The sequence below is a fragment of the Aurantimonas sp. HBX-1 genome, assembly GCF_021391535.1.
GTDB lineage: Bacteria > Pseudomonadota > Alphaproteobacteria > Rhizobiales > Rhizobiaceae > Aurantimonas.
The window spans coordinates 4,177,501-4,203,379 of record NZ_CP090066.1; the positions used below are offsets into that span (position 1 = coordinate 4,177,501).

Below are 25,879 nucleotides of genomic sequence, written 5' to 3' on the forward strand. Positions count from 1 at the left end.
TGTCGTACGGTCTTATTGGATTGATCGTGCGGCGAAGTGGTCCCAGGAAATAGCTCCTCCGTATAGACCGTACCCGAAACCGACACAGGTGGACTGGTAGAGTATACCAAGGCGCTTGAGAGAACTATGCTGAAGGAACTCGGCAAATTGCACGCGTAACTTCGGAAGAAGCGTGACCCTCATTCACGCAAGTGGGTGAGGGTGGCACAGACCAGGGGGTAGCGACTGTTTATCAAAAACACAGGGCTCTGCGAAGTCGCAAGACGACGTATAGGGTCTGACGCCTGCCCGGTGCTGGAAGGTTAAGAGGAGGGGTGCAAGCTCTGAATCGAAGCCCCAGTAAACGGCGGCCGTAACTATAACGGTCCTAAGGTAGCGAAATTCCTTGTCGGGTAAGTTCCGACCTGCACGAATGGCGTAACGACTTCCCCGCTGTCTCCAGCATAGACTCAGTGAAATTGAATTCCCCGTGAAGATGCGGGGTTCCTGCGGTCAGACGGAAAGACCCCGTGCACCTTTACTATAGCTTTACACTGGCATTCGTGTCGGCATGTGTAGGATAGGTGGTAGGCTTGGAAGCATGGGCGCCAGCTCGTGTGGAGCCATCCTTGAAATACCACCCTTACCTATATGGATGTCTAACCGCGGTCCGTTATCCGGATCCGGGACAGTGTATGGTGGGTAGTTTGACTGGGGCGGTCGCCTCCCAAAGAGTAACGGAGGCGCGCGATGGTGGGCTCAGACCGGTCGGAAATCGGTCGTCGAGTGCAATGGCATAAGCCCGCCTGACTGCGAGACAGACACGTCGAGCAGAGACGAAAGTCGGTCATAGTGATCCGGTGGTCCCGCGTGGAAGGGCCATCGCTCAACGGATAAAAGGTACGCCGGGGATAACAGGCTGATGACCCCCAAGAGTCCATATCGACGGGGTTGTTTGGCACCTCGATGTCGACTCATCGCATCCTGGGGCTGGAGCAGGTCCCAAGGGTATGGCTGTTCGCCATTTAAAGCGGTACGTGAGTTGGGTTCAGAACGTCGTGAGACAGTTCGGTCCCTATCTGCCGTGGGTGTAGGAGTATTGACAGGATCTGACCCTAGTACGAGAGGACCGGGTTGGACGTACCTCTGGTGGACCTGTTGTGGCGCCAGCCGCAGTGCAGGGTAGCTATGTACGGCCGGGATAACCGCTGAAGGCATCTAAGCGGGAAACCCACCTGAAAACGAGTACTCCCTATCAGAGCCGTGGTAGACCACCACGTTGATAGGCCGGGTGTGGAAGTGCGGCAACGCATGAAGCTTACCGGTACTAATCGCTCGATCGGCTTGATCGTTCTCATTCGCCAATGTCCACCGGCCCAAAAAGCCGGACCGGACAACGGCCCGTTCCAACGACAACGGCCCGCTCGGCCAAAAGCCGGCGCGCCGTGCCAACCCGCCGCAAGGCGGCAGGCAACGGAACCGGCGCACCAACGCCTCACTCTGAAACCAGCACCAGCTTCTCGATCACCCTTGCCATTTGCCGACCTGGTGGTTCTAGCGGGGCGGCCGCACCCGATCCCATTCCGAACTCGGCCGTGAAACGCCCCAGCGCCTATGATACTTCGTCTCAAGACGCGGGAAAGTCGGTCGCCGCCAGGTCTGCAAATCGCAAGCGTGAAAAACTTCACCAATCAATCCACATACACCATCATCCCCAAACGCCCCCGCCCCCAGGCGGGGGCTTTGGCGCGTCCGGATTCCGCGTGATTGGCGGGCGGCACAGGCGCCGGCGAAGGCTGGCGATGGTTCGGGCCGAGGATCGGCTGACCACCGCCGTACGCATCCCGACGAATGCCGACGCCTCGCGGACCGACGCCAACGCGTAGGCCTTCCCAGCTGCGCATCATGACGGCGGGCATGTCGTTCGCCTGGCGACGCCGCACCTCAAGAACCCACACATTCCACAGACGGACGCGGCCACGTCGATCGCGCGCCATCGCGGACGGTGATGGCGAAGTCACACCAGGGGACAGATCCTCGCCAAATGCCGTGCCGCCGCTATTTCGCCTTGCGGGACAGACAGATGGGGCGCTCGAAGGGCGTCAAGACGGAGAATTCAGCATGGTAATCAGATCTGCGGTCATCGCACTCGTCGCATCGACCCTGGTCGTGTCGGCCGGTTGCAGCCGCACCCAGCGCACGGTCGCCGGTGCCGGCATCGGCGGCGTCTCGGGCGCGCTCATCGGTGATGCCGTGGCCGGGACCGGCGGCGCGGTCGTGGGCGGTGTCGGCGGCGCCGTTGCCGGCGGCGTCATCGGCCGCAACTACTGAGATCACCGCGCGCGCCTTGGGGCCCGCGCGGCACAGCAAAAAGGGGCGGTGTCGCAAGACGCCGCCCCTTTCTCGTTCGCCCTGGAGGCGATGTCAGCCGGCGGTCAGCGGCGAGATGGCGATCTCCACCCGTCGGTTCTGCGCCCGGCCGGATTCCGTGGCGTTCGAGGCGACGGGCTGCGTCTCGCCGAAGCCCTGGGTGTTGAGGCGGCGCGGATTGACGCCCTGGCTCGCCAGATACTGGCTGACCGAGCTGGCGCGCTGCTGCGAGAGCTGGAAGTTATAGGCGTCCGATCCCTGGCTGTCGGTGTGGCCGTAGACGTCGACGATGGAGCGGTCGAACTCCTTCAGCACCAGCGCGACGGAGGTGAGCGTCGGGTAGAAGCCGGGCAGGATCGACGCCTGGTCGGTCGGGAAGGTGATGTTCGACGGCATGTTGAGGATGATGCGGTCGCCGACGCGGGTCACCGAGACGCCGGTACCCTGCAGCTGCGCCCGCAGCTTGGCTTCCTGATTGTCCATGTAGGCGCCGACGCCGGCGCCGCCGATCGTGCCGATGCCGGCGCCGATCAGTGCCGCGCGACCGGCATCGACGCCGGTGGCGCGGCCGACGAGATAGCCACCCAGTGCGCCGACGCCGGCGCCGATACCGGCGCCGCCGACGGTGTTGGAGAGCTGCGATTGCCCGGTATAGGGATCCGTCGTGCAGCCGGCGAAGGCCGTGGTGAATGCGAGGACGAGAGCGAGTTTCTTCATGCGCGGTATCCAGCCCGATGCGGGCAGCGCTCGGGCGCGCCGCCTCGTTGTACGATCTCAGCCGGGTTAGACAGCACAAATGACTGGATTGGGGCTGGCCGGCGCCCGCGCAGAAATTCTGAGGCTTGTTGCGATGGGGTCACGGCGCGGCGGGCGGCGGCTTGACGCCGATCAGGGTCGGACGCGGCGCCCGGATCGAGGATCGGGTCCGTAGCGGACGCCGGAGCGAACGATGGACAGCCACCTCGAAGCCAAGATCCTCGAACTTCTCGACCAGCACCGGGTAATGACGCTGGCGACGCTCAGGCCCGACGGCTGGCCGCAGGCGACGACGGTCGGCTACGCGAATGTCGGGATGACGCTGTATTTCCTCTGCGCCCTCGACAGCCAGAAGTCGGCCAATCTCGCGCATGACGACCGGGTGTCGCTGACCATCGACCACGACACGCCCGACCTGATGGCGATCACCGGCCTGTCCATGGCGGCCCGGGCACTGAAGGTGACGGATCGCGCCGAGGCGGAGGCGGCGTTGCGGCTGATGCCGCTGAAATACCCCGCCGGCACTAGCCTGCCGGTGCCCATGCCGGGGCCGGAGGAGGTGGCGATCTTCCGGCTGACGCCGGTGGTGATCTCGGTGCTCGACTATACCAAGGGCTTCGGCCACAGCGACACGGTCACGCTCTGAGGCGACGGTGTCCCGGTGCGGCGCAAGCGGTCACAGAGCCTCCCGGGGAGCGGTCGGCCGGCCCCCGGGGTCACATTTCTTCTGGTGTCGGTTCAGGCGGCCTTGGCGGCCTTCAGCAGGCCGCGATTGACCAGGAGTTCGGCGATCTGGACGGTGTTCAGCGCCGCGCCCTTGCGCAGATTGTCGGCGACGATCCAGATGTTGAGGCCGTTTTCGAGCGTCTGGTCCTCGCGGATGCGCGAGATGTAGGTCGCATCCTCGCCGGCGGATTCGTACGGCGTGATGTAGCCGCCGTTCTCGCGCTTGTCGACGACGAGGCAGCCCGGGGCCTCGCGCAGGATGTCGCGCGCCTGGTCGGCGGTGATCGGCTTCTCGAATTCGATGTTGACCGCCTCGGCATGGCCGATGAACACCGGCACGCGCACCGCGGTGCAGGTCACCTTGATCTTCGGGTCGAGCATCTTCTTGGTCTCGACCATCACCTTCCACTCCTCCTTGGTGGAGCCGTCCTCCATGAAGACGTCGATATGGGGGATGACGTTGAAGGCGATGCGCTTGGTGAACTTCTTGTTCTCGATCTCGTCGGCGACGAACACCGCGCGCGACTGGGTGAACAGCTCGTCCATGCCTTCCTTGCCGGCGCCGGAGACCGACTGATAGGTCGACACGACGATGCGCTTGATCGTGGCGAAGTCGTGCAGCGGCTTCAGCGCGACGACCAGCTGGGCGGTCGAGCAGTTGGGATTGGCGATGATGTTCTTGCGGGAGAAGCCGGCGATGGCGTCGGCGTTCACCTCGGGCACGATCAGCGGCACGTCCTGGTCGTAGCGGAAGGCCGAGGAATTATCGATGACGACGCAGCCCTTGGCGGCGATGCGCGGCGACCATTCCTTCGAGACGTCGCCGCCGGCCGACATCAGGCAGATGTCGGTGCCGGTGAAATCGTACTGGTCGAGCGGCTTGGTCTTCAGCGTCTTGTCGCCGTAGGAGACCTCGGTGTTGAGGCTGCGGCGCGAGGCCAGTGCGACGACCTCGTCGGCCGGAAAGCCCCGCTCGGCGAGGATGTTCAGCATCTCGCGACCGACATTGCCGGTAGCGCCGACGACGGCGACCTTGTAACCCATGAAAACACCCTTCGCTCTCCCCACCGATCTTCGCACGCCCGTGTTCCGCCCCGGGGGAGACCATCGGGGCAGGCGGCGTCAGATCAACGGCGTTTTGGTGGAGCGCGCGGACATCGCCGCGATATGCGCGGGATCGGCCGGATTGTCAATCACGCGAGCTTTATGCGACGTCGGCGCGCGGCGCGGTAGTTGCTGGTGCCAGGGGTCATGCGGGCAGCATGACCGGGTTCGTCAGCACGGGAGTTTCCCATGATCCGCAGCAGACTGACACTGCCGGTGGCGCTTGCGGCCGCCGCGCTCGCCGCCTTGCCGGCGCTCGCCCATCACGGCTGGGCCTGGACCGAGGACGAGGAAAGCCGCCTGGCCGGTACGATCGAGGCGATGTCTCTCGGCAATCCGCATGCCTATTTCGACATCGCCGCCGAAGACGGCGTCTGGCGCGTCGATCTCGCGCCACCCTCGGCGACCGCCCGCTCCGGCCTCGTCGAAGGCGTCGCCGCGGTCGGGGATACGGCCTCGTTCACCGGGCATCGCTCGCGCGACCGCCAAGAGCGCGTGTTCAAGGCGGAGACGGTGACCGTCAATGGCAAGACCTACGACGTCTATCCGCGCCGCGAGAAGACGCTGACGCCGGGCGCATGAGGCACGACGAAGCCCTGCGATGATCGGCGATTTCCTGGGTGGCCTAGGGGCGACGCCGCTGGCCGTTGCCTTGCGGACGTCGCTTTACGCCTATCCGCTGGTCAATGCGGCGCACATCGCGGCGCTGGCGACGCTGTTCGGCTCGATCGTCGCGCTGGATCTGCGGCTGCTCGGCGTCGCCCGCTCTGTACCGGTACAGCCGCTGGCGGCCTTCCTGCCGCGTATCGCGGCGGCCGGGCTGGGGATGGCGCTGGCCACCGGGGCGCTGCTGTTCCTCGTGCAGCCGGTCGACTATGCCCGCAACCCGTTCTTCCTGGCGAAGATCGGGCTCGTCGCCCTAGGGGCTGCGCATGCGATCCTCGTGCACCGCAGCCGCGGCTGGCAGGCCGTTCAAAGCCCGCTCGGGATCGTCACGTCCCGGCTGCGACTGTCCGCGGCCGCGTCGCTGGCGATCTGGACGACGGCGATCGTCGCGGGTCGCCTCATCGGCTTCGAATAGGAGCGCCACGAAAAAACGGCGCCCTGGGGCGCCGTTTTTGATGCGGTCCGCCGCGGGCGGATCCGTTGCAGTCCGGCCGGCTCAGTCCGGACGACGCTGCGGGGTGCGGTTGCTGCCGAAGCCACGGCTGGCGCGCTTGGCGATCCAGCCGAGGAACAACGCCTTCAGGATACCTCTGATCATCTTGTCATCTCCGTTTTCATGTATCGGAAATGCGCCAGTCGCCGAAGGGTTGCGCCGCGGCGCCATGTCTCCACGCGCACATCCAGGAGCCCGGCGCGCGATGGTCCATTGCAAGCCAGGCAACTAGCCGGGTGTTCTTGCCTCGGTACTGTCGCAACTGCCTTCCCTAAGACTAACGGCGCAATTTTCCTGATCCGGCTTTCGCGCTACCACTGGCTGCGTCAGGCCATGCAGGTACGCGGCGTCCCGCACCCTGCCAACAGTGCGGGAAGAACCCGCAGGGCAGGCCGGCAAGAACTTAAAAATCAACATCGCCCGTGGGCGAATGCGCGCCCTGAGGGAGGGGCAACGGCAAGATGACGACGATCGGTACGGTCCAGGAGGCCAAACGGCCGATGAGCCGGGAAGAGAAGAAGGTGATCCTCGCCTCTTCCCTCGGCACCATTTTCGAATGGTACGACTTCTATCTCTATGGAACGCTGGCCGTCATCATCGGCCGCCAGTTCTTCTCGGCGTTCCCGCCGGCCACGCAGGCGATCTTCGCGCTGCTGGCGTTTGCTGCCGGCTTCCTCGTCCGCCCCTTCGGCGCCCTGGTCTTCGGGCGCCTCGGCGATCTCGTCGGGCGCAAATACACCTTCCTCATCACCATCGTCATCATGGGCCTGTCGACCTTCTTCGTCGGCCTCCTGCCGAGTTACGAACAGATCGGCTGGGTGGCGCCCGTCCTCCTGATCGCGCTGCGCATGCTGCAGGGCCTGGCGCTCGGCGGCGAATACGGCGGGGCCGCGGTCTATGTGGCCGAGCACGCGCCGCGCGGCCGCCGCGGCTTCTACACCGCGTGGATCCAGACCACGGCGACGCTCGGCCTGCTGCTGTCGCTCGCCGTCATCGTGACGCTGCGCGTCAACATGGGCGAGGAAGCCTTCGCCACCACCTTCCCGGTCTTCTTCGGCCTCGAAGGCGGCTGGCGCCTGCCGTTCCTCGGCTCGGCGCTGCTGCTCGCGGTCTCCATCTACATCCGCCTGCAGATGAACGAATCGCCGATCTTCCAGAAGATGAAGGAAGAGGGCACCCGCTCGAAGGCGCCGCTGACCGAAGCCTTCGGCACCTGGAAGAACGGCAAGATCGTCCTGATCGCGCTGTTCGGCCTCGTCGTCGGCCAGGCGGTGGTCTGGTACACGGGGCAGTTCTACGCCCTGTTCTTCCTGCAGAGCATCCTGAAGATCGACCTCCTGACGGCGAACGTCCTGATCGCCTGGTCGCTCATCCTCGGCACGCCGTTCTTCCTGGTATTCGGCGCCCTGTCGGACCGGGTCGGGCGCAAATGGGTGATCCTGTCGGGCTGCGCCCTCGCGGCGATCACCTACTTCCCGCTGTTCCAGGCGCTCACCAGCACCGCCAACCCGACCTATGCGGCGGCGATCGAGAATGTCGACATCCAGGTCTCCGCGGACCCGGCAACCTGCGGATCGCTGTTCGATCCGGTCGGCATCCGGACCTTCACCGAGCCCTGCGACGTCGCGCGCCGCACGCTGTCGCAGCAGGCCTTCACCTACACGCTGGTGACGGCGCCGGCGGGATCGCCGACGACGGTATCGATCAACGGGACGGACGTGCCCGTGGCCCCGGCGACGCTTGCCGACGGCACCGAAGAGACCTTTGCCCAGCGCCTTGGACCCGCAACCGTTTCCGCCGGCTACCCGGCCGCCGACGATGCCGCCAAGGTCAAGGTCGATGGCTTCTTCTCGGTGTTCGGCAATGCCCAGGCACTGACGATCGTCGCGATCCTCTGGGTCATGGTGATCTACGTCACCATCGTCTACGGCCCCATCGCGGCGGCGCTGGTCGAGTTCTTCCCGACCCGCATCCGCTACACCGCCATGTCGCTGCCCTACCATATCGGCAACGGCTGGTTCGGCGGGCTCCTGCCGGCCACGTCCTTCGCGATCGTCGCCTCGACCGGCGATATCTATGCCGGCCTCTGGTATCCGGTCGGCTTCGCGGTGCTGACGATCATCATCGGCGCGCTGTTCGTGACCGACCGGCGCAACATCGATCTCAACGACTGAGGCGACAGACAAACGAAAAAAGGGCCCGGCGGCGACGCCGGGCCCTTTTGCGTTCGAGGGGAGCGATAGCCCCCGCAGTTCAGGCCGGCGGAACGCCGGCGCCCGTTGCCGGGCCGCCGGCGGTCAGGCGGCGAGCCTGCGCGTGAAGGCCGCGATCACCGCGTCGCCCATCGCCGCCGTGCCGACGCGGGTCGCGCCCGGCGCCATGATGTCGGCTGTCCGCACGCCGCTCTCCAGAACCTCGGCGATCGACGCCTCGAGCGCATCGGCCTCGGCGATCATCGCGAAGGAATAGCGCAGCGCCATGGCCAGCGAGGCGATCATCGCCAGCGGATTCGCGACGCCCTGACCGGCGATGTCCGGCGCCGAGCCGTGCACCGGCTCGTAAAGCGCCTTGCGCTGGCCGGTGGCCGCATCCGCGGCGCCGAGCGACGCCGAGGGCAGCATGCCGAGCGAGCCGGTCAGCATGGCGGCGATGTCGGACAGCATGTCGCCGAAGAGATTGTCGGTGACGATCACGTCGAACTGCTTGGGGGCGCGCACCAGCTGCATGCCGCCGGAATCGGCCAGCATGTGCTCGAGCGTCAGGTCGGCATATTCCTCGCGGTGGACGCGCGTGACGACCTCGTTCCAGTAGAGGCCGGACTTCATGACGTTGCGCTTTTCCATCGATGTCACCTTGCCGCGGCGGGTGCGCGCCAGCTCGAAGGCGGCCCTTGCGATGCGCTCGATCTCGTAGGTGTCGTAGACCTGCGTGTCGATCGCCCGCTTCTGGCCGTTACCGAGATCGATGATCTCCTTCGGCTCGCCGAAATAGACGCCGCCGGTCAGCTCCCGCACGATCAGGAGGTCCAGCCCTTCGATGATCTCGCGCTTCAGGCTCGAGGCGTCGGCGAGCGCCGGATAGCAGATCGCCGGCCTGAGATTGGCGAAGAGCTGCATGTCCTTGCGCAGCCGCAGCAGCCCGGCCTCGGGGCGCTTGTCGTAGGCGACGCCGTCCCATTTCGGACCGCCGACGGCGCCGAACAGCACCGCGTCGGCGGCCAGCGCCAGGTCCATGGTGGCGTCGGAGACCGGCGCCCCCTCGGCGTCGTAGGCGGCGCCGCCGACCAGCGCGGTCTCGGTGGTGAAGCCGGCCCCGGCCGCGTCGTTCAGGACCACGACTAGCTTTTCGACCTCCGCCATCGCCTCCGGGCCGATGCCGTCGCCGGGAAGGAGCAGGAGCTTGCGGGGGGTCATGGGGCAGGTCCTCTGTCGGGGAAAAGTCGAGCCGGCTTTACACCAGAAAGGGGCGGCGGACACCCCGCGGGGCGCAAATCCGACCGGTCACGGCCGGCTTGCGGCGCCCGGCGCTTCGGCATGAAGAAAGTCTTGCAATGGCCACAATCCGGCAAGGTCCCGTTAACCGCGGCGGGCGGATAAGCGGTGATCAACGGATGCACACCGCCGGGCCGGCCGCCACTCCCTCGGGGGAGGCGTCCGGCATATGCCGGCGCTCGGGAGCCGCTCCTTGCCCTTCTTCATTCCATCCCATGTCGCCGACAACATCACGCTCAGCCTGATGATCCTCGCCGGGGTCACGGTGGCGCGCTGGGCCGTCGAATGGGCGGTGACCGGGCGGTGCGACCCGCTCGCCGCGCGGCGCCGCCGCTTCACCATCCGCGCCGTCTGCAACGCCGCGATCGCGGTCGCGCTGCTCGGCATCTGGCTGAGCGAGATCCAGAACATCATGTTCTCGCTCGCCGCGGTGATGGTGGCGCTGGTCGTGGCGACGAAGGAGCTGCTGATGTGCGTCGCCGGCTCGGTGCTGCGCTTCGGCGGCCATCTGTTCAAGGTCGGCGACCGGATCGAGCTGACCGGCATCCATGGCGAGGTGATCGACCATGGGCTGTTCTCGACGACCATCATGGAACTGCCGGCGCACCATCTCGGCCATGCCGGCACCGGCCGGATGGTGATGCTGCCGAACTCGATCCTGCTCACCGGTCCGGTGCGGGTGGAGCCGCAGCCGCGCCAGTATGCGCCGCACCGCTTCACGCTGACGATGGAGACGCCGGTCCCGGCGCGTCAGGTCGTCGACCTCATCCACGCCGCGGCGCAGGAGGCGCTGGCCGGGGACCTCGAGCGGGCGACGCGGTTCCACCGCCTGACCGCCGGCAAGGCAGGCGCCGACATCGCGGGGCCGGGCCACGAGGTCGCGGTCGCCACCAGCGATATCGGCAAGCTGCAGTTCCACGTGATGATCTACTGCCTGGTGAAGGACGCGCGAGCGCTGGAGCAGGCGATCCTCATCGACATGCTCGAGAAGCTGCCGCTCGGCGAGCGGATCCCCCGGCCGGCCGAGGCGAAGGCTTGGGCCGAGATCGCCCGGCAGTTGCGCGAGGGGTCGGGCGGACGACGCGAGGCAGCCGCCTGACGCGGCTGCGCGTCGTCGCCGCAGCCTACATGTGGCGCGCCAGCTGGCGCCGCAGCTTGAGGCGGGCCCGGCGCGAGCGCAGCTGCTGCGTCTCCACCGTCTGCGGCACGATCCGGACCCCGGCGGCGCGCGGCTCCAGCGCGAAGTGCCGCTCGGCGCCGACCGGGCGGTGGCTGGAGCCGTAGAGCGCGACGACGACCAGCTCCAGCACGGTTACCGCATCCGGCGCCGGCGCGTCGGGCCGGTCCTGCCCGAGCTTGACGAGCAATTCGTCGAAATGGCCGAGATCGATATACTGGCCGGTGACCAGGCTGCCCTGGCCCATGGTCGATCGCGGGTCGGCGCCGAGATCCTCCGGCAGGTCGCGCAGATCGGTCAGCGCGACCTCGTAGCGGCCCTCGGGCGAGATCATCGTGGCGATCAGGCTGGTGACGTAGATCGGCTCGACGCTCATGTTGGTGACGAGGCAGCGCGAGCGGACGCCCGAGCCGGCGCCGCGGGTGATGAGGATCGAGGAGCGGCGCTGGCGCCGGTAGCCGTTCAGCAGCAGCTGCAGATAGACGATCCAGACGCCGAGCATGGCGACGTTCACCGCCAGGCCGATCAGGTCGACATTCGCGGAAAGCCAGGCGGTCATGGCGCGGTGGCCGGCAGACCCCGGGACCCTTCGCGCCTCACGACGGGGAGACGCGTGCGTTCACGCCCAGGGCCGGCGCTCGGCGAGAGCGGTCTCGTAACTGCCGATCGCGTCCGCCTTCTCCATGGTCAGACCGATGTCGTCGAGCCCGTTGAGCAGGCAGTGCTTGCGGAACGGGTCGATCTCGAAGCCGATCGTGCCGCCGTCGGGGCCGCTGATCGTCTGCGACACGAGGTCGACGGTGAGGCGCGCGTTGGCGCCGCGCTCGGCGTCGTCCATCAGCAGCGCCAGCTGCTCGGGCGTGACGCGGATCGGCAGGATGCCGTTCTTGAAGCAGTTGTTGTAGAAGATGTCGGCGAAGGACGTGGAGATCACGCAGCGGATGCCGAAGTCGAGCAGCGCCCAGGGCGCGTGCTCACGCGAGGAGCCGCAGCCGAAATTGTCGCCGGCGACGAGGATGCTGGCCTGGCGGTAGGCGGGCAGGTTGAGGACGAAGTCGGGGTTCTCCGAGCCGTCGTCGCGGTAGCGCATCTCGGCGAACAGGCCGCTGCCGAGGCCGGTGCGCTTGATCGTCTTCAGATAGTCCTTCGGGATGATCATGTCGGTGTCGACATTGACCATCGGTAGCGGGGCGGCGATCCCCGTCAGCGTGTCGAATTTCTGCATCCCCGCTATCCTTCCCTGGCGTGACGGCTCACATGGCAGGGCAATAGCATCTCGGGCGGGCGGGGCAAACTCCGCAGGCTGCCGCGGCGATTGCCTGTTTCACGTGAATCGGCGAAGAGGACGCATGACCCTTGCTCCGCGCCCCCGCCGATCGCTGCTGTTCGTGCCCGCCGCCAACGCCCGCGCGCTGGAGAAATCCGTCTCGCTTGCCGCCGACGGGCTGATCTACGACCTCGAGGATTCGGCGGCGCCGCAGGAGAAGGATGCGGCGCGCGAGCGGCTGCGCGACCATCTCGCCGCGAGCCGCTTTCCGGGCGAGCGGATCGTGCGCATCAATCCGCTCGACAGTTCCCACGGGACCGAGGATCTGCTGATGGCACGGGGCGCCGGGGTGGATGCGATCCTGCTGCCCAAGGTGGAGACCGTCGCCGGGCTGCGCCAGGTCGCCGACGCGCTGGCCGAGACCGATGCCCCGCCGTCGCTGCGGCTCTGGGCGATGGTCGAGACGCCCCGCGGCATCCTGAACGTCGCCGAACTGGCCGCCGCCGCGCCGCGCTGCCGCCTCGACGCCCTGGTGGTGGGGCCGAACGACATCGCGCTGTCGACCGGGATCGAGCCGGGGCAGGGCCGGGCGGAACTGCTGCCCTGGCTGATGCAGATCGTGCTTGCGGCAAAGGCCCACGGCCTGTCGGTGCTCGACGGCGTCTATGCCGACTTCCGCGACATTGCCGGCTACGAAGCCGAGTGCGCGGCCGGCCGACGCATGGGCTTTGACGGCAAGACGCTGATCCACCCGGCGCAGATCGCCCCCGCCAACGCCGCCTTCGGGCCGTCGCCCGAGGCCGTGGCCGGGGCCGAGCGCGTCGTGGCGGCCTTTGCCGATCCGTCGAACGAAGGCAAGGGCGTCATCCAGATCGACGGGCGGATGGTTGAGCGGCTGCATCTCGAGCAGGCGCGGCAGCTGCTCGCCGTCCAGGCCGCGATCACGGCCACCGACCATCGACGCACGGAAGGAAGCTCCCGCCCATGAAGCTCTACCGACTGCTCACCGGCGAGGACGATGCCGCCTTCTGCCACAAGGTTTCGCTGGCGCTGTCCAGGGGATGGGCGCTGCACGGCTCCCCGACCTATGCCTTCGATGCCGCGAGCGGCAGGATGCGCTGCGGCCAGGCGGTGACCAAGACCGTCGAGGGCAAGGACTACGACCCGGCGATGAAGCTCGGCGAGCAGTAGGCGCCGCGCAGCCCGGTCAGTCGGCATTCGCCTCCAGCGTCTCCATGTCGTCGTCCGACAGGCCGAAATGGTGGCCGATCTCGTGGATCAGCACGTGCCGGACGAGATAGTCCAGCGTCTCCTCGTGCTCGGCCCAGTAGTCGAGCATCGGCCGGCGGTAGAGCAGGATGCGATTCGGCAGTTCCCCGGTGACCGGCGTCGCCAGTTCGCCGACGCCGCGGCCCTCGAACAGGCCGAGAATGTCGAACGGGCTCTCCAGCTCCATCTCCCTGACGACGTCGTCGTCGGGGAAGTCGGCGACCAGGAACCGGATGTCGCCGCAGAGCGCGCGGAAGGCCTCGGGCAGTTCCGCATAGGCCTCGATCGCCAGCGCCTCGATGTCGTCGAGGCCGGGGGCCATGCGGCCGCGCCAGCCGGTTGCGTCGTTTCCAGCCGTCATGCGTCGTGCCCTTCCTGCCTCGTCTCGCCGCCCATCTAGGCGTCCGGCACCGCGGATAAAAGCCCGGGCGTCACCGGCCCGTCGGCAGGGAGGCGTACCAGGCGGCGACCGCATCGATCTGCTCGTCGGTCATGTTGACCGCGATCTTCCCCATCACGTGGGAGAGCGGCGTGCCGCCGCGCTCCCCTTCCTTCCAGAGATGCAGGTGGGTTCGCGCGTACCATTCCGGCTGGCCGGCGAGATAGGGATACAGCGGCTCGCGTTCGCGCCCGGCCGCCCCATGACAGCTCTCGCAGGCCGGGATCTTGCGCGAGGCAATGCCGCGCTCGGCGATCAGGCGGCCGAGGGCGAGAAGCGCCGGCCGGTCCTCGGGCGGGCCGCCGGCGGCCGCGGCCGGAACCAGCTGGTTTTCCGAGCGGGCCTTTGCCGGCAGGATCTGCGCCGGGATGCCGTCCTCGCGCTCAGGAAGCGGCAGGCCCTGCCAGTCGGCGGGTGCGCCGGCCGCAGCCGGTTCGGTTCCGTCGATTCCCGCCATCGGGGCCAGCCCGGCTTCGCCCGGCGTTGGCTGGTCGGCATACCAGGCGGCAAGCCGCGCCAGCACCTCCGGCGAATAGCGCGTCGCCGGCGGCTGCATGAAGCCGGAATGGCGCTCGCCCTCGGCGAAAGCCAGCAGCGTCGCGAGGAGATAGGGCGCCGGCTGGCCGGCGATCGGCGGAAAGGCGCGGCCGGACGCATCCGCACCCGCGCCGAGGCCCTCGCGACCGTGACAGCGGGCGCAGTCGGCGAGCGCTTCCTCGACGATGCCGTCGAGGCCGGCGAGGGTCTCGCCGCCGGCTTCGAGCTCCAGGATCGGGCGTGCGCCGCCCAGCGCCAGGTCGGCATAGATCTGCGGCGTCATGGCCGGCAGGGCGCGCAGGAAGGCGACCTGCGCCCACACCTCGTCGTCGCGGTCCAGGGCCGGCCACGCCGGCATGCCGGAATACTTGATCCCGTGCTTGACGATCCAGAAGAGCTCGCGGTCCTCCCATTCGGGGATCTTTTCCTCGAGCCGGGGCGGCGCCGGAGTCATCGACAGGACGACGGGCGACTGCGGCACGCCCGGCGCGCCGTGGCAGGGGGCGCAGCCGGTGGCGAAATGGCCGGCGGCCCGGCGCACCAGTGCCGGATCGTCGAGGTCGATGTCGTCCGGGACGTCGATCAGCATCGACTGGCGGTCGACGACGTTCTGCATGGTGAAATGCAGGAACCAGCCGACCGGGCCGAAATGCCCGGACGAGGCGGCGATCGGCACGAGGCCGGACAGGCTGACGGCGAAGGCGAGGGCGACCGCGCCGGCGATCGCGGCGAGGACGGTCTTCCAGGTGGCGACGAAGTCGATGCGCATCAGTTGCTCCCGCCTTGCGCCGGCGCGGGATCGCGCAGGATCGAGGCGAGCAGCACGAGGCCGCCGGCCAGATAGGCGCTGCCGCCGGCCGCCAGCATGATGGCGCCGCCGAGCTGCTGGTCGCCGAGCGGCGTCAGGGTCGCCGCCGGGGCGCAGAGCGCGGCGCAGGCGTAGAGCGGGCGCGGCGCGAAGAGCAGCAGCCCGCCCAGCAGCGTCATGTGCATCGAGGTGACGAGCAGGGCGCCGATGCCCGCCGCCCGCGCCGCCGGCCGCAGGCTGCCCGCCGCGCCGATGGCGCTGGTCCAAACCAGGAGGCCGACGGCCAGGAACGAGGCCTGCTCGAGCACGAAGACGGAAGCCTCGGCGCGCGCCGCGTCGTGCAGCGCCGGCGCGTGCCAAGCCCAGACGGCGGCGAACTCGGCAAGGGACGCGACGATGGCGACGGCAGGCGTCAGCTTCGCCACCGCGGCGGGAAGCATGCGGGCAAGGCCGACGGCGAGAAGCGGCGCGGCCAGCGCGACGACGCCCATGTGCATGACCATGTGCGCGGCGAAGGAGCCCTCGGCGCGAACCGGCAGCGGCCCGAGCCAGAGCAGCGCGAGCAGCAGCGCGCCGGCGGCCAGCGGCCAGGCTTGCACGACGGAATGCCCCGCAGGCGCACCAAGGATCGCTGCCGGGAGGGCGGCGGCGCGGGAGGGGGACCGGGCGCGGCTCATCGGCAGTCCACGTTGAAGACGGCCGGCAGGGCGACGAAGATCACCGCCACGAAGGACAAGGCGGCGAGCAGCAGCGTCGAGAACTCGAGGAAGCGCTCGCGGTCGAGATCGGAATCGGCATCGTGCCTGAAGCCGCGCCCATGGCCGCGCCACTCGCCCAGCGAGCGGCGGAACACCAGCGCGATGATCGCCAGCGCCACGGCCGTCAGTCCTGCAACCAGGGCGCGGGTTCCGCCGATCGGCTCGAACACCTCGACATTCGGTGCGCACTGGAAGGCCGCGACGATGTAGCAGAGCAGGAAGTGCAGGGCCCAGACGGTGGGCGCGATGATCAGCGTCCAGAGCGTATCCTGGGTCTGCTTCGGCGTGTTCATCCGCGCCTCCTCAGACTGCCAGCGGGAACAGGGCGACGGTGGCGACGGCGATCGCCGCCGTTGCCGCCATGAAGTGCCAGTAGAGCGCGACATTGGATATGTCGATGTCGTGCACGGGCGTCATGCGTCCGGCCAGCGACCGGGCGAGGCAGTAGAACAGCATCAGCGCGCCGACGGCAGCGTGCACCGACGTCCAGATGGCCAGCACCCAAACCGTTGCCGGGTAGACATGCGTCACCGGGTCGAGGCCGGTGACGAAGGGTGCGTAGACCAGCGCCGCTCCGCCGGCGAGCGAAAGGACGCCGCCGCCGGCCATCAGCAGCCGCGCCGCGCCCACCCCGCCGGCCCGGTTGATCCGCAACGCCAGCTGCGCCGCGAGCCATGCCGCCAGCACGAGGGCCAGGGCGGTGAGCGGCCAGAACAGGCCGGGTCCGTCGGCATCGGCCGGCGGGAAGTCGACGTGGATGGTGAAGAAGAAATAATAGCCGAAGACTAGCGACAGGAAGGCGGTGCTGTCGCCGATCATGGTGATCAGCATCGCCCACCAGCCGACCGATCGTGGCCCCGAGACGTAGAGCGGCAGCGTCAGGCCGCGCCCGACATCCTTGGTCGGCTTCTCCGGGATGATGGCGGTGCCGCGCCAGAGCCAGAGGATGATCGCGCCGGTGGCCAGCACCATCGAGACCATCGTCGCCAGCCACCAGTGGAAGGTGGCGAAGATGAACACGGCGCCGAGCAGGACCGCCGCCCAGAACGTCATGAAGGTCGGGCCGGGCACGCGCAGGCACTGCGCGGGCGTCGCGTCGAGCACGCCGGTGACCAGCGTCTCGCGCTGCATCTCCTCGGCGTCGGGCAGGTAGAACCGCCCCTTGTCGACGTCGTCGACGAAGTTCGGCTGTTCCCAGAGCGGATAGCGGGTGGTGATCAGCGGGATCGAGCGGACGCCCCAGCCCTTGTCATCGGTATCGGCCAGCCATTCCGGCGTGCCGGCGTTCCAGACGTTGCGCGGGGCGTAGGGAAGGTGGCCGCGCGGACGCAGCGCCTCGAACACCACGACGAGGAAACCGGCGGCGAAGACGAAGGCGCCGATCGAGGAGAGCAGGTTCGGCAGGTCGAGGGAGAGGCCGGCGGGATAGGTCCAGACGCGGCGCGGCATGCCCATCAGGCCCGACCAGTGCATCGGCAGGAAGGCCAGGTTGAAGCCGACGAACATCAACCAGAAGGCGACCTTGCCCAGCCGGTCCGACAGTTTGCGGCCGGTGATCATCGGCCAGTAGTAGTAGATGCCCGCCACCACCGGGAACAGCATGCCGCCGATCAGCACGTAGTGCAGGTGCGCGACGACGAAATAGGTGTCGTGGGCCTGCCAGTCGAAGGGCACGATCGCCACCATCACGCCGGTCAGCCCGCCGAGGACGAAGATCGCCAGGGCGCCGGAGACGAACAGCATCGGCACCGAATAGATCACCCGGCCGGTGAGCAGCGTCGCCAGGAAGACGAAGATCTGCACCCCGGTGGGGATCGCCACTGCCTCGGAGGCGGCGGAGAAGAAGCCGAGCGAGATCGACGGAAGGCCCGTCGTGTACATGTGGTGGGCCCACAGGCCGAAGGACAGGAAGCCGGTGCCGACGGCGGCGAGCACGATCCAGGAATAGCCGAGCAACGGGCGCTGCGCGAAGGTCGGGACGATCATCGCCAGGAGGGCGATCGCCGGCAGGAAGACGATGTAGACCTCGGGGTGGCCGAAGATCCAGAACAGGTGCTGCCAGAGGATCGGATCGCCGCCGCGCTCCGGGTCGAAGAACGGCCAGTTGAACAGCCGCTCGAGCTCGAACAGGATGTCGCCGGCGATCAGCGGCGGGAAGGCGAAGAGGATCATGCCGGCGACCACCAGCACGTACCAGGCATAGAGCGGCATCAGGTTGAGCCGCATGCCGGGCGGCCGGCATTTCAGCGTGCCGACGATCAGCTCCACCGCCGCGGCGATCGAGGCCACCTCGATGAAGGAGAGGCCGAGCAGCCAGATGTCCGGCCCGTAGCCGGGGGTGAAGCGCTCCTGGGTGGTCAGCGGCGGATACATAAACCAGCCGCTGGTCGGCGCCGAGGAGAAGAAGATCGACCCGCAGACGAAGACGCCGCCGATCAGGAAGCACCAGTAGCCGAAGGCCGAGAGCCGCGGGAACGGCAGGTCGCGGGCCCCCAGCATCTGCGGCAGGATGACGATCGCCACCGCCTCGAAGATTGGCACGGCGAACAGGAACATCATCACCGTGCCGTGCAGCGTGTAGGCCTGGTTGTAGAGATTGGCGGAGAGGAAGTCGTTCTCCGGGACCGCCAGCTGCACCCGCATCATCAGGCCGAGCACGCCGGCGAACAGCATGAAGGCGAAGGCGGTGGCGGTGTACCAGATGCCGACTTCGGTGTTGTTGACCGCCGACCAGTAGCGCCAGCCCTTCGGCGCCTCCCAGACCTTGGCGAGGCGCGCCTCCTGGCCCTGGCGGACCGCCGGATCCTCCTGGTCGGCATGGGTCGCGCCGGTGATCCCCGGAATGCCGAAACGGGCGTCGCTCATCGCAGGGCTCCCAGCCAGCCGGCGATGGCGGCGATCTCGGTGTCGGGCAAGGCGCCGAAGGCGGGCATCTCGACGCCCGGCTTGACGTGGTTGGGCGAGTGGATGAAGGCGGCGATGCTGGCCTCGGTCGTCGGCAGCAGGCCGGCGCCGATGGTGCGGCGCCCGGCGACATGGGTGAGGTCGGGCCCGACCGCGCCGTCCGCCGGCGTGCCGCGCACGGTGTGGCAGGCGCCGCAGCCGCTCGACAGGAAGAGGTCCAGCCCCGGGCCGCTGGTCACGGCGGCGGGTTCGGCCTGGTGGGCGACGTGGGCGTCATACTCGGCTTGCGGCACGGCGACGACGCGGAAGCCCATCTGCGCGTGGGCGTCGCCGCAGAACTCGGCGCAGACGCCGTGGTAGACGCCCTCGCGCGTCGGCTCGAGCACAAGGCGGTTGACCCGGCCGGGGATCGCGTCGGTCTTGCCGGCGATGGCGGGCACCCACAGCGAATGGATGACGTCGGGACTGCCGAGCAGGATCTCGGAGCGGCGGCCGACCGGCAGCCAGATCTCGTTGGCGCTCTCGACGCCGCCGGGAGGCAGGCTCTTGGCGACGCCCGGTTCGCCCTCGACATCGTAGGCGACGCGCCACCAGAAGCGCTCGGCCGAGACCGCGATGGTCGGGCCGTCGGCCTCGCGGCGGAAATCCGGCATGATCGACAAGCCCCAGGTCAGGAGGGCGGCGAGGACGACGACCGGAAAGACGCCGCCACCCCAGATGATCAGCCTGAGTCCCGCGGCTTCGCTGAAGGCTCCCGGACGCGCCTTGGTGACGAAGATGCTGAAGCCGATGACGAGGACCCAGATCACGACGGCGCCCACCAGCATGACCCAGAACAGGAAGGCGACGTTTTCGGCCTCGCTGCCGGCGCCGGCAAAGGCGGATTGCGGTCCGGTGCAGCCGCTCAGGAGCCCGGCGAGCGAAACGGCGGCGAGGGGGGCCGGGGCAGTGGCCTGAGGCGGGGTTTCGGCTGGGCGAGCAGCATGGATCGTCCGCTGCGATCGGCTCGGCTGCTTTCGCCGCATGATTTTCCTTTCCCCCGCGCGGCCCGATTTCTGCCGCATTGCGTTAACTAGCAGGCTGCGTGGTTTCGGCCACCCCGGCAGGTGGCCGAAACCGGCCTTACTGGAAATTCCGTCCCTTCGGCAGGACCTGCCGGACCTCGCGGTCGTTGGCGGCGCCGGGCGGGCCGCGGCCGGCCACGACCATGCGCAGATGCCGGTGCATCAGCTGCTTCTGCAGGCGGCCCTCGTCGACCGGACGGCGCACCTCGTCGGCCCGCGCCAGGGCAGCGCCGAGCGAGCTTTCGAGGAAGGCGGCCTGCGGCGCGGTCGTCGCCGGGCCGGCCTCAACCGGAGTCCGCGGCTGAGGCTTGCGCAGCGGGTTGCGGACGTGGTCGGCCGGCGCGAGACCGGCATTGGCCGGGAAGTCGCCGCGGGCGACGCCCATCAGCAGCGGCGTGAGGTCGGTGATCGTCTCCGCCACGACATGGATGACGCCGTGATCGGCCTGCATCCGGCCGTCCACCCGCACGAAGCGGGCGCCGAGCACGATCGGCCGGAAGCGCTCGAAGGTTTTCGGCCAGACGATGATGTTGGCAACGCCCGTCTCGTCTTCGATGGTCATGAAGATGACGCCCTTGGCCGAGCCCGGCCGCTGGCGCACGAGGACGAGGCCGGCGACGCTGACGCGGCTGCCGGAGGCGTGCCGCTCCAGCTTCTCGTCCGGCATGACCCGCAGGGCGTCGAGCTCGCGTCGCACGAAGGAGACCGGATGCGCCTTCAGCGACAGCGACAGGAAGCGGTAGTCGTTGATCACCTCCTCGCCGACCGGCATCGGCGGCAGATGCGCATCCGGCTCGACCTGCAGATCGGCTGCCGCCGCACGTTCGAACAGCGGCAGCCGCTCGGCGGCGCCGTTCGGATCGAGCGCCCGGCAGGCCCAGAGCGCGTCGCGGCGGGAAAGGCCGAGCGAGCCGAAGGCGTCGGCATCGGCCAGCCGCTCGATCGTCGCGCGCTTCAGCCCGGAGCGCAGCCAGAGGTCGCGGACCGAATCGTAGCCGGCCCTGCGCGCCGCCACCAGCGCCGTCATCTCGGCCTCGCCGAGACCCTTCACCTGGCGAAAGCCGAGCCGCACGGCATGGCGCGTCTTGATCACGCCCTGCATCGAATGGTGGCGCGGCTTGACGCGGCGGGGATCGAAAGGGGCTTCCTCCAGCGTCTGGTCGTAGGCCGAATGGTTGACGTCGACCGGCCGCATCTCGACGCCGTGCTCGCTGGCGTCCCGGACGATCTGCGCCGGGGCGTAGAAGCCCATCGGCTGGGCGTTGAGGAGGGCGGCCGCGAAGACGTCCGGATAATGGCATTTCAGCCAGCAGGAGGCGTAGACCAGCAGCGCGAAGGAGGCGGCGTGGCTTTCGGGAAAGCCGTATTCGCCGAATCCCTCGATCTGCTTGAAGCAGCGCTCGGCGAAGTCGCGCTCGTAGCCGCGGTCGACCATGCCCTCGACCATCTTCTTCTGGAAGGTGTGGATGGTGCCGACCCGGCGGAAGGTCGCCATGGCCCGGCGCAGCCGGTCGGCCTCGTTGGGGGTGAAGCCGGCGGCGACGATGGCGATCTTCATCGCCTGTTCCTGGAACAGCGGCACGCCGAGGGTGCGGCCCAGTACCTCTTTGAGTTCCGGTTTTGGGTAGGTCACCTCTTCCAGCCCCATCTTGCGGCGCAGATAGGGGTGGACCATGTCGCCCTGGATGGGACCCGGCCGCACGATCGCCACCTCGATGACGAGGTCGTAGAAGCAGTCGGGCCGGAGCTTCGGCAGCATGGTCATCTGCGCCCGGCTCTCGATCTGGAAGACGCCCAGCGTGTCGGCCCGGCGGATCATCTCGTAAGTCGGCTTATCATCCTGCGACTCCGAGAGCTCGGCGAGGGTCACCCTCCGGCCGTAATGGGCCTCGAGCAGGTCGAAGGCGCGGCGCAGGCAGGACAGCATGCCGAGCGCCAGGATGTCGATCTTGAGGATGCCGAGCTCGTCGAGGTCGTCCTTGTCCCACTCGACGATGGTGCGCCCCTCCATGGCGCTGTGGAGGATCGGCACGACCTCGTCGATGCGCCCCCTGGTGATGACGAAGCCGCCGACATGCTGGGAGAGATGGCGCGGGAAGCCGGCGATCTCGGCGGCGTATTTCAACACGTTGGCGGTGGTCGGATCGCTGGCGGAAAGGCCTGCGGCGGCGGCTTCCCGGTCGCCGAGATCGCCGGCGTGATAGCCCCAGACCGAGCCCGAGAGGGCCGCGACCGCGTCCTGCGACAGGCCGAACGCCTTGCCGACCTCGCGCGCCGCGGAGCGGGCACGATAGGTGATGACGGTGGCGGCGAGCGCGGCGTTGTCGCGGCCGTAATGCTCGAAGATGTACTGGATCACCTCCTCGCGGCGCTCGTGCTCGAAATCGATGTCGATGTCCGGCGGCTCGCGCCGGTCCGACGAGATGAAGCGCTCGAACAGCAGGCCGGCGCGCTCCGGCGAGACCTCGGTGATGCCGATGGCGAAGCAGACGACGGAATTGGCGGCCGAGCCGCGGCCCTGGCAGAGGATGCCGCGCTCGCGGGCGTGGCGGACGATGTGGTGGACGGTGAGGAAATACGGCTCGTATTTCAGCTCGGCGATGATCTTCAGCTCGTAGTCGATCTGGGTGGTGACGCTCTCGGGCACGCCCTGCGGATAGCGCCATTTCGCCCCTTCATGGGCGAGGAAGCGCAGCTCCTCTTCCGGGCTGCGGGTCAGGCTAAGGGCCTCGTCGGGATATTCGTAGGAGAGGCTCTTCAGGTCGAAGCCGAGTCCTGCGAAGAAATGCCCGGCATTTTCGATCGCGGCCGGATGGTGGCGGAACAGCCGCTCGATCTCGCGCGGGGCCTTGAGGTGGCGCTCGGCATTCCGTGTGAGGATGGTGCCCGCCTCGGCGATCGGCACGTGGGCGGCGATCGCGGTCATCACGTCCTTCAGCCTGCGGCGGCCGGGGGCGTGGTAGAAGGCGTCGTTGGTGGCGAGAAGCGGGGTCCGGCAGCGTTCGGCAAGCCGCGCGGCGCGGGCGAGGCGGCGCGGGTCGAGCCCGTCATGGGCGGGCGCCGCGGCCAGCCAGACACGCTGCGGAAAGGCTTCGGCGAGGGCATCGAGAGAGGCGCCGACCGCCGCCTCGACGGGCTCGGCCTCGGTGCCGCCGCCGAGCGCCGCCGGCGCCAGCAGCGCAAGGTTGATGTCCCCGCCCCATTCCAGCAGGTCGGGCAGGGTCAGGATGCAGTCGCCCTTCTCGGTGCGCAGATTGCCGCGGCTGAGCAGCCGGCAGAGCCGGCCCCAGCCGGCCCTGTCGCGCGGATAGGCGAAGATGTCGGGCGTTTCGTCGGCAAACACCAGCCGGGCGCCGGGCGCATAGGGCAGCGCCGCCTCCTTGGCCGCCTGATAGGCCCGCACCACGCCGGCGAGGCTGTTGCGGTCGGCAAGACCGAGGCCGGCAAGGCCCAGTCGGTGCGCGGTCACGACCAGTTCCTCCGGCTGCGAGGCGCCGGCGAGGAAGGAGAAGCAGCTGGCGACGCCGATCTCGAAAAACGGCCGCGGCGGGCGGTAGGGGTCGATCCTCATGCGAAGAGCCCGTGCATGAACCAGGCGGGCCGACCGTCCGGGATCTGCAGCTCGGGATCGATCTCGGGATCGGCTCTTCCTTCGCGGAACAGCCAGAAGCGCCGCCCCGCATCGTCCTCCACCCGGTAATAGTCGCGCGTCGCCGCATCCGCCTCGCGCCACCATTCGGCGGCGATGCGCTCCGGCCCCTCGGCGCGGCGCACCACGTGCAGCGCCCGGCGCCAGCGGAACTTCAGCGGCGCGCCGTCGGGTACCTCGAAGCTCGCCTCGACCGGCTCCGGCACCGCCAGCATGCGCAGCGGCCGCGGCGCGGCGGCGGCCCCGACGGCTGCGGCCAGCCAGGGCGCCGGCGCCGCGGCCGTCACCGGCCGCCAGCTGCCGGCGCGCTCGGGACGGTGGCTGGCCCCCGGCTTCAGCCGCAGCACCTGCGCTTCGCCGAGCCGCGCGCCGAGCCGGTCGACCAGCCCGGCAAAGCCGTCCTCGCCGCCGCTCTCGCCGGACAGATCGGTCTGGATCTCGGCCATCGTCTCGGTGTCGTGCACCGCCAGCTTGACGAGGTTGTAGCCGAAGCCGGCGTCGAAATCCTCGCCCAGACCCTTCATCCGCTCGCGGAACAGCCGCAGGATCCGCGACGGCTCGCGCACCGGCCGGGCCGCGCCGACCATCAGGCGGTTGACCGCCCCGTCGACCCTGAACAGCGACAGTTCCAGCCGCCGCGCGCCCTCGCCGCGGCGTTCAAGATCGATTTTCAGCCGCTCCGCGAGGCAGAACAGGATGCGCTCGACATCCTCGACCAGGCTGATCGGCTCGAACAGCGGGCGCTCGGCGAGCAGCGCCGGGACCGGCCGGCGCGGGCCGATCGGCCGCTCGGCGAGGCCCACCGCTTCGTCGAGCCGTTCGAGCAGTCCGGCGCCGAAACGCCTGGCGAGGCCGGCGCGCGGCAGCGAAAGCAGCGCGCCGACATTCTTCAGCCCGAGCCGCTGCAGCATCGCCTCGAGATCCGGCGCGAGACGAAGGGCGGCGACCGGCAAGGCGAGCACCGCGGCGCGCTCGCCCCCGGCCGGCACGCAGGGCCGGTCGCCATGCCCAACCAGCGCCAGAGCGGTGCCGGCATGGCTGGCGATCGCCGCCGTCGCGCGGAATCCCTGGTGGAACAGCCGGGCCAGGAGATCGTCCATCAGCGCCTTCTCGCCACCGAAGAGATGCGCGCAGCCGGAAATGTCGAGCACCAGCCCGGCCGGCGGATCGAGCGCGACCAGCGGCGTATAGCGGTCGCACCAGTCGGCCACCGCCTCGAGCAGCCGTCGGTCGGCATCGGGTTCGGCCGGCAGCGTCTCCAGCCCCAGGAAGCGCGCCTTCGCCTCGGCGAGCCCGGTTCCGGGGACGAGGCCCAGCGCCTCGGCGCGGTCGCAGACGGCGGCGATGTGAAAGGCGCTGCCGACCGGCGCGTAGAGCGCCAGCGGTGCCGCTGCCGCCTCAGCCGGTGCGGCGGAGCGCCAGAACCGCCCCATCCGCGCGCGCCGGATCCGGTCGGTCGAGAGTTTCGGCAGCGACACGGCGAGAAAGCGCGGCCGCCGGCTGCGCGGCATCGAAACGTCGCTCATCGGATTTCCACTCCAGGAGAACATCGTGGGGACGGCCGGCGCGGGATTTTTCCACCGCCACGGCAAACACCGGATCGCCGATCAGCCGCCGCTCGCCGGCGAGATCGGCGACGGGCGCGGCGGGTCCCGGCCGGATGCGCAGCCGCAGCGGCGCGGCGGTGGCCTCGGCCCGGGCGCTCTGGCGCAGCAGCAATAGCGGCAGGCCGGCGGCTCTGGCCCGCAGATGCAGCCGCCGCGTGCCTTCCAGCCCCAGCCGGGCCGGATTGCCGCGGATCTCGAGGATCGCCATCGCCAGCGCCGGGGAGGCGGCGGCCTCCTCGGCGGCCCAGGCGGCTTCCTCCAGCCGCTTCGTGCGCACCAGGCAGAGCGCGGCGGGGTCGAGGCCGAAGCCGGCAAGGCCGGGCCCGTAGGGCAGGCCCGCCTCGGCAAAGGCGAGGGCATCGCCGATCCACAGCAGCGGCCGGCCCGGCCGGGCGCCGAAGCGGATGGCGAGGGCCATGGCAAAGCCCGAAAGCGTGCCGCCGTCACGCGTCTCGTCGAGATGGATCTCGCTGAGGCCGGTGGTGGGAAAGCCGCCGCCGAGGGCGGCGTCCGCCTCGGGGCAGCCGAGCGAGGTGAGCGCCAGCGCGCTGCGCCGCGCCACCTGGTCGCGGCCGCCGCCGTCCGGGTTCTCCAGCCGGCAGACCGGCTCGCCCTCGATCGCGGCGATCCGCGCCTTGAGCCCGGCAAGGGCATGATTCCTAGAAACCCCACCGGCGCCGGGCGGACGCGCAGCGGCGTCTCCCCCGGCGCGGTACAGCGAGGACAGATCGGTCGAGGCCATAGGATTCTCCTTCGTCCGCAGGGCTTTGCGGCCGTTCCGCCTCGGCAAGAGGTTTGTTCCTGATATGTTCCTA

General features: G+C 68.9%; 22 protein-coding genes and 2 rRNA genes (1 of these 24 cut by a window edge). 10 read left to right on the forward strand and 14 right to left on the reverse strand.

All coding sequences use genetic code 11. From position 1 onward, the window contains the following. The 3 genes from LXB15_RS19750 to LXB15_RS19760 all read left to right on the forward strand — a co-directional run. Positions 1-1,331, forward strand: a 23S ribosomal RNA gene (locus tag LXB15_RS19750) (it extends 1,480 nt beyond the left edge of the window). Positions 1,332-1,523: 192 nt separating this feature from the next. Continuing rightward, positions 1,524-1,638 (forward strand): 5S ribosomal RNA (gene rrf, locus LXB15_RS19755). Between the two features lie 462 nt (positions 1,639-2,100). Further along, positions 2,101-2,310, forward strand: coding sequence for a hypothetical protein (locus LXB15_RS19760; RefSeq protein ID WP_233950060.1), 210 nt, complete (start codon positions 2,101-2,103; stop codon positions 2,308-2,310). 93 nt (positions 2,311-2,403) lie between these two features. On the opposite strand, the gene LXB15_RS19765 is transcribed toward LXB15_RS19760, so the two are convergent. Beyond that, complete coding sequence (locus tag LXB15_RS19765; RefSeq protein WP_233950061.1) at positions 2,404-3,066, reverse strand: OmpA family protein; 663 nt, start codon at positions 3,064-3,066, stop codon at positions 2,404-2,406. Positions 3,067-3,298: 232 nt separating this feature from the next. Between LXB15_RS19765 and LXB15_RS19770 the strand changes: the two genes are divergently transcribed. Further along, positions 3,299-3,751 carry a pyridoxamine 5'-phosphate oxidase family protein gene (locus tag LXB15_RS19770; RefSeq protein ID WP_233950062.1) on the forward strand — a complete coding sequence of 151 codons (453 nt, stop codon included), beginning with the start codon at positions 3,299-3,301 and terminating at the stop codon, positions 3,749-3,751. Between the two features lie 92 nt (positions 3,752-3,843). Here the strand turns inward: LXB15_RS19770 and LXB15_RS19775 are convergent, their stop codons facing one another. Then, complete coding sequence (locus LXB15_RS19775) at positions 3,844-4,875, reverse strand: aspartate-semialdehyde dehydrogenase (protein ID WP_233950063.1); 1,032 nt, start codon at positions 4,873-4,875, stop codon at positions 3,844-3,846. Positions 4,876-5,124: 249 nt separating this feature from the next. Between LXB15_RS19775 and LXB15_RS19780 the strand changes: the two genes are divergently transcribed. The 3 genes from LXB15_RS19780 to LXB15_RS19790 all read left to right on the forward strand — a co-directional run bounded on the left by LXB15_RS19780 (position 5,125) and on the right by LXB15_RS19790 (position 8,268). After that, entirely contained in the window at positions 5,125-5,517 is a 393-nt protein-coding gene (locus LXB15_RS19780) for a DUF6152 family protein (RefSeq protein ID WP_233950064.1), read from the forward strand. A gap of 19 nt (positions 5,518-5,536) precedes the next feature. Beyond that, positions 5,537-6,016, forward strand: a complete 480-nt coding sequence (locus tag LXB15_RS19785; RefSeq protein WP_233950065.1) for a DUF6644 family protein — start codon at positions 5,537-5,539, stop codon at positions 6,014-6,016. Positions 6,017-6,555: 539 nt separating this feature from the next. After that, complete coding sequence (locus LXB15_RS19790; protein WP_233950066.1) at positions 6,556-8,268, forward strand: MFS transporter; 1,713 nt, start codon at positions 6,556-6,558, stop codon at positions 8,266-8,268. Between the two features lie 123 nt (positions 8,269-8,391). On the opposite strand, the gene leuB is transcribed toward LXB15_RS19790, so the two are convergent. Beyond that, positions 8,392-9,507 (reverse strand): 3-isopropylmalate dehydrogenase, encoded by a 1,116-nt coding sequence (leuB, locus tag LXB15_RS19795; protein ID WP_233950067.1) that lies wholly within the window; start codon positions 9,505-9,507, stop codon positions 8,392-8,394. A gap of 271 nt (positions 9,508-9,778) precedes the next feature. Here leuB and LXB15_RS19800 point away from each other — a divergent pair, with 271 nt between their 5' ends. Continuing rightward, positions 9,779-10,684: a mechanosensitive ion channel family protein gene (locus LXB15_RS19800; RefSeq protein WP_233950068.1), complete on the forward strand. Its 906-nt coding sequence runs from the start codon at positions 9,779-9,781 to the stop codon at positions 10,682-10,684. Positions 10,685-10,709: 25 nt separating this feature from the next. On the opposite strand, the gene LXB15_RS19805 is transcribed toward LXB15_RS19800, so the two are convergent. Both LXB15_RS19805 and leuD read right to left on the reverse strand, forming a co-directional pair. Further along, positions 10,710-11,321 (reverse strand): hypothetical protein, encoded by a 612-nt coding sequence (locus tag LXB15_RS19805; protein WP_233950069.1) that lies wholly within the window; start codon positions 11,319-11,321, stop codon positions 10,710-10,712. Between the two features lie 60 nt (positions 11,322-11,381). Continuing rightward, positions 11,382-11,987, reverse strand: a complete 606-nt coding sequence (gene leuD / locus LXB15_RS19810) for a 3-isopropylmalate dehydratase small subunit (protein ID WP_233950070.1) — start codon at positions 11,985-11,987, stop codon at positions 11,382-11,384. Positions 11,988-12,111: 124 nt separating this feature from the next. On the opposite strand from leuD, the gene LXB15_RS19815 reads away from it, so the two are divergent. Further along, on the forward strand, positions 12,112-13,017 hold the full coding sequence (locus LXB15_RS19815) for a CoA ester lyase (protein WP_233950071.1): 906 nt from the start codon (positions 12,112-12,114) through the stop codon (positions 13,015-13,017). Then, positions 13,014-13,220 (forward strand): DUF1737 domain-containing protein, encoded by a 207-nt coding sequence (locus tag LXB15_RS19820; RefSeq protein WP_233950072.1) that lies wholly within the window; start codon positions 13,014-13,016, stop codon positions 13,218-13,220. The genes LXB15_RS19815 and LXB15_RS19820 overlap by 4 nt, the downstream gene beginning before the upstream one ends. A 16-nt stretch (positions 13,221-13,236) precedes the next feature. Here LXB15_RS19820 and LXB15_RS19825 read toward each other — a convergent pair whose 3' ends face one another. The 9 genes from LXB15_RS19825 to LXB15_RS19865 form a co-directional block, all read right to left on the reverse strand. Then, the gene (locus LXB15_RS19825; protein WP_233950073.1) at positions 13,237-13,659 is read right to left on the reverse strand and encodes a metallopeptidase family protein; all 423 of its coding nucleotides are present in this window, start codon (positions 13,657-13,659) and stop codon (positions 13,237-13,239) included. 70 nt (positions 13,660-13,729) lie between these two features. Then, positions 13,730-15,043, reverse strand: coding sequence for a c-type cytochrome (locus LXB15_RS19830; protein WP_233950074.1), 1,314 nt, complete (start codon positions 15,041-15,043; stop codon positions 13,730-13,732). Next, positions 15,043-15,681, reverse strand: coding sequence for a cytochrome c oxidase assembly protein (locus LXB15_RS19835; RefSeq protein ID WP_233950075.1), 639 nt, complete (start codon positions 15,679-15,681; stop codon positions 15,043-15,045). The genes LXB15_RS19830 and LXB15_RS19835 overlap by 1 nt, the downstream gene beginning before the upstream one ends. 74 nt (positions 15,682-15,755) lie before the next feature. Further along, a complete protein-coding gene (locus LXB15_RS19840) occupies positions 15,756-16,133 on the reverse strand; it encodes a hypothetical protein (RefSeq protein WP_233950076.1) in 378 nt (125 codons plus the stop codon). Between the two features lie 10 nt (positions 16,134-16,143). Beyond that, the gene (gene ctaD, locus LXB15_RS19845) at positions 16,144-18,705 is read right to left on the reverse strand and encodes a cytochrome c oxidase subunit I (protein WP_233950077.1); all 2,562 of its coding nucleotides are present in this window, start codon (positions 18,703-18,705) and stop codon (positions 16,144-16,146) included. Next, complete coding sequence (locus LXB15_RS19850) at positions 18,702-19,769, reverse strand: c-type cytochrome (protein WP_233950078.1); 1,068 nt, start codon at positions 19,767-19,769, stop codon at positions 18,702-18,704. The genes ctaD and LXB15_RS19850 overlap by 4 nt, the downstream gene beginning before the upstream one ends. Positions 19,770-19,866: 97 nt before the next feature. Continuing rightward, positions 19,867-23,379, reverse strand: a complete 3,513-nt coding sequence (locus tag LXB15_RS19855) for an error-prone DNA polymerase (RefSeq protein WP_233950079.1) — start codon at positions 23,377-23,379, stop codon at positions 19,867-19,869. Further along, on the reverse strand, positions 23,376-24,968 hold the full coding sequence (locus LXB15_RS19860) for a DNA polymerase Y family protein (protein ID WP_370640250.1): 1,593 nt from the start codon (positions 24,966-24,968) through the stop codon (positions 23,376-23,378). Before LXB15_RS19860 ends, LXB15_RS19855 begins: the two co-directional genes overlap by 4 nt. Continuing rightward, positions 24,856-25,806, reverse strand: a complete 951-nt coding sequence (locus tag LXB15_RS19865) for an ImuA family protein (RefSeq protein WP_233950080.1) — start codon at positions 25,804-25,806, stop codon at positions 24,856-24,858. The genes LXB15_RS19860 and LXB15_RS19865 overlap by 113 nt, the downstream gene beginning before the upstream one ends. Between the last annotated feature and the right edge of the window lie 73 nt (positions 25,807-25,879).